This window comes from Pseudonocardia sp. SID8383, assembly GCF_009864975.1.
Taxonomy (GTDB): domain Bacteria; phylum Actinomycetota; class Actinomycetes; order Mycobacteriales; family Pseudonocardiaceae; genus Pseudonocardia; species Pseudonocardia alni.
Genome location: NZ_WWFY01000422.1, coordinates 1 through 3,318 on the forward strand (window position 1 = coordinate 1; position 3,318 = coordinate 3,318).

Genomic DNA, 3,318 nt, shown 5'->3' on the forward strand with positions numbered 1-3,318 from the left:
ACGGCGCGTCGGCGGCCCGGTCCTGCGCGGTGTCGGAGCGGCGGCGCGACGACCCACCGTCGGCCGGACGTCGCCGCCGGGGCGGTTGCTCCCCGTCCGCCGACCGACGGCGCGGCGCGGCGTCGTCGTCCACCGAGCGACGACGCGGCGGAGCATCGTCGTCCCCGGAGCGACGGCGTCGTGGAGCCTCACCCGCTCGTCGCCGCACCGGAGCCTCCGATCCGTCCCGCCGACGGGCCGGCTCTTCCGACCCGCGACGACGTGGTCGCTCGTCGGACGACCGGCCCTCCGGCTCAGCCACGGCCGTCCCCCGGTCGCCCCGTCAGCCGGGCCAGCAGGACCTCCTGACGCGCGTCGCGGTCGGCCTCGGAGATCTCCCCCTGCTCGTAGGCCCGTTCGACCTCGTCGATCTGCCGGCGCACCGCGACCGGGTCGTAGAGCCGGGCGTGGGCCTGGTCCTGCAGCTGCTCCCCCACCCAGACGACGCCGCGCAGCGGTGCGAGCGGCAGCCCGAGCAGGCCGCGCAAGAGCCCCATCAGCCCTCGGCCTCGGGTGGTTCGGGCAGGAAGTCGTACGGTGCGACCGGGCCGATCAGGCGCAGCCGCACCCGCTCGTCCCACTCGTCGCCGAGCGCGTCGACGGCCTGCTCGAAGTCGCCGACCCGGTCGCGGTGCACCAGCAGCGCCAGCTCGACGGCGCCGTCCTCGGCAGCGGGCTCCTTCACCGACGTCGCGACCGCGAACGGGCCCAGCCGCTCCACGGCGAGGTCCGCGTCGTCGGACCGGATGCGCTCGACGTGGCCCGCGATCGCCTCACCGAGCCGGATGCGCTCGTAGTACGTGGCGTCCGGGTCCTTGCCGCGCACGGCCTCACCGAGCTGCTGGATCTCCGGGTCGGCCTCGACGATGTCCGCCACCAGGCGGTCGGAGTCGTAGCGGCCGGTCAGCACGAACTGCCGGCAGCCGTCGAGCTGCTCCAGCGCCCAGGCGAAGTACTCCTGGTGCGCGGCGAGGAGCTCGTCGACGACGGCGCGGTCGTCGTCGACGACGCCGCCGAACCGCATCGGCAGCACGGTCGTGCTCCCGGCCAGGGTGTTCACGGTGCGCTCGTGGGCCAGGAGGTCCTCGCGGCTGCCCAGCGGGGCGTCGCGCGGGACGTCGCTGACGACTGCGGCGAGCCGCCCGTGGTCGATCACCGCCACCTCCTCGCCGCCGCCGACGGGGGTCAGCCCCTCGGGCAGGTCGATGTCGGCGGCGACGACGGCGTAGACGTAGGTCGCGCTGCTCACCCGCTCTTCTCCTTCCGTGAGCGACGCTCACCCCGGAGGTCGTCGAACTTCTCCTTGCCCGCCTCGATCACTCCTTTGGTGGCTCCTTTCGAGACCCCTTTCGAGCCGCCCTCCGAGATGCCGCTGACGACCTCGCCGAGGTCCTTGCCGCCCTTCTGGTGCAGGTCGAGGCGGTTGGTGGCCTCCGCGAACCGCAGGTAGGTGTCCACACTGGCGACGACGATGCGGGCGTCGATCGTGACGAGCTCGATACCGACCAGCGACACCTTCACGAAGATGTCGATGACGAGACCCTTGTCCAGGATCAGGTCGATGACCTGGGCGAGGTCGCCCTGCGGGGCGCGGTCGACCCGGCCACCGCCCCCCTGTCGATGGCTGACGGTCACGGTGTACGTCCCTCCGTTCGCAGGTGCCGGGCCGGGTCAGCCACGCGAGCCCGCCGTGCGACGGCGACGGCTCCCGGCCCGTCGGCCGCCGTCCTCCTCCGGCTCGGGCTCCCCGGCCTCGGCGTCCTCCGGCTCGGCGTCGTCGTACTCGGCGTCGTCGTACTCCGGGTCGGGCTCGTCGGCCGGTTCCTCGTCCGCGGCCTCGGCGTCGGCGTCGGTGTCGAGGCCGTCCTCGTCGAGGTCCTCCTCCGCGTAGTCGTCGTCCTCGGCCGGTTCCTCCTCGGCGAGGTCGTCCTCCTCCGCGAGGTCGTCCTCGTCGAGGTCGTCCTCGTCGTACTCGGCGTCCTCGTAGTCGTCGTCGTACTCGTCGTCCTCGTCGTCGTACTCGGCCTCGCGCTCCTCCTCGAGCCCCTCCTCGTGGGTCTTGACGACCTCGCTGTCGCGGATCTCCCCGCGCCAGCCCTCCAGCTCCTCGCGATTGAGCAGGGTCTCGACCATCACGTGCCGGCCGTAGTGCTTGAACTCCAACCGGGCCCGGCGGCCGACGGCGCGCCAGATGTTGCCGGTCTTCTCGAACAGGCCGACCGGGTAGTACTCGAGGATCAGCACGACGCGGGTCAGGTTCGGCGCGAGTTCGTGGAACGACACGCACCCGTTGGCATAGCCCTTGGCACCCTGCGAACGCCAGATGATGTGGGTGTCCGGAATCTGCTCGATGATCGTCGCGCTCCAGGTGCGCTTCGACCAGAACACCTGGGCCTTCCAGTTCGTCTTCTCGTCGGACTCCTGGTCGACCGACTGCACCTTCTTCATGAAGGTCGAGAAGTCCGCGAACTGCGTCCACTGGTCGTAGGCGACCCGCACCGGGACACCGACGTCGAGGTGCTCGACGATGTTCATGAACTTGAACTTGCCGCGGCCCCCGCCGGAACCACCGCCGCCGGCGCCGCCCTCGGAGTCCTCGGAGTCCTCGTCGCCGCCGAGCCCGACGGCCCCCATCACCTTGTCCTTGACGGCCGAGAACCCGCCCTTCACCGCGTTCGTCACCGGATTGCCCCCCTCCTCCGAGCCACCCCCGCCGAGAGCCGCGCCCAGACCGGTCCCGCCGTTCTCGGCGACGCCCGTCAGCCGCTCGGTGAGTCCCTCCACCTGGTTCATCGCGGCGCCGACCGCACGGTCGGCGGCGGCCTTCAACAGCAGCTGCCCGGCCTGTTTGAGGCGGTCGGTGGGCAGCTGGTCCAGCACCGAGGTGCTGCCGTTCTGCTCCTCAGCCATCGGCCCGCGCCTCCGCCTTCCTCGTCGCACGCCCGCCCGAGCGCGGCGCCCGGCCGTTGCGCGAGCCGCCCTTGCCCGACGAGTCCGAGGACGAGGAGGACGACGACTCGGAGCTGCGGCCCGAGGAGGACCGCGCGGTCCGCCGGGCCGGGGCCGCGCGGCCCTCGGAGTCGGAGTCCGCGCCGTCCGACGACGACCGGCTCGACGATCCCGCACGTCCCGACGACGATCCCGAGCCCGATGACCGTCCGGTCCGCCGGCGCGGGGGGTCCTCGGAGTCGGCGTCGGCCGACCGCGGACGGCGCGCCTTCGACGTGGTGCCCGCGACCGCCCGGCCCGCTCCCCGCGTCGCCGACCCGGCCGCGCGGG

At 72.9% G+C, this 3,318-nt stretch carries 5 protein-coding genes; 1 reads left to right on the forward strand and 4 read right to left on the reverse strand.

Annotation, left to right across the window (positions count from 1 at the left end; all coding sequences use genetic code 11):
• Positions 1-293: 293 nt before the first annotated feature.
• From GTW08_RS10495 to GTW08_RS10510, 4 genes are read right to left on the reverse strand one after another with little or no spacing between them, the layout of a single operon-like run.
• Positions 294-536, reverse strand: coding sequence for a gas vesicle protein GvpG (locus tag GTW08_RS10495; RefSeq protein WP_073578106.1), 243 nt, complete (start codon positions 534-536; stop codon positions 294-296).
• On the reverse strand, positions 536-1,288 hold the full coding sequence (locus GTW08_RS10500; protein ID WP_073578107.1) for a GvpL/GvpF family gas vesicle protein: 753 nt from the start codon (positions 1,286-1,288) through the stop codon (positions 536-538). Before GTW08_RS10500 ends, GTW08_RS10495 begins: the two co-directional genes overlap by 1 nt.
• Positions 1,285-1,674 (reverse strand): gas vesicle protein GvpJ, encoded by a 390-nt coding sequence (gene gvpJ / locus GTW08_RS10505; RefSeq protein ID WP_062401185.1) that lies wholly within the window; start codon positions 1,672-1,674, stop codon positions 1,285-1,287. The genes GTW08_RS10500 and gvpJ overlap by 4 nt, the downstream gene beginning before the upstream one ends.
• A 36-nt stretch (positions 1,675-1,710) precedes the next feature.
• Entirely contained in the window at positions 1,711-2,949 is a 1,239-nt protein-coding gene (locus GTW08_RS10510; protein ID WP_073578108.1) for an SRPBCC family protein, read from the reverse strand.
• Between the two features lie 71 nt (positions 2,950-3,020).
• Here GTW08_RS10510 and GTW08_RS10515 point away from each other — a divergent pair.
• Positions 3,021-3,318 (forward strand): hypothetical protein (locus tag GTW08_RS10515; protein ID WP_202416955.1); only part of this gene is annotated, 298 nt, incomplete at its 3' end.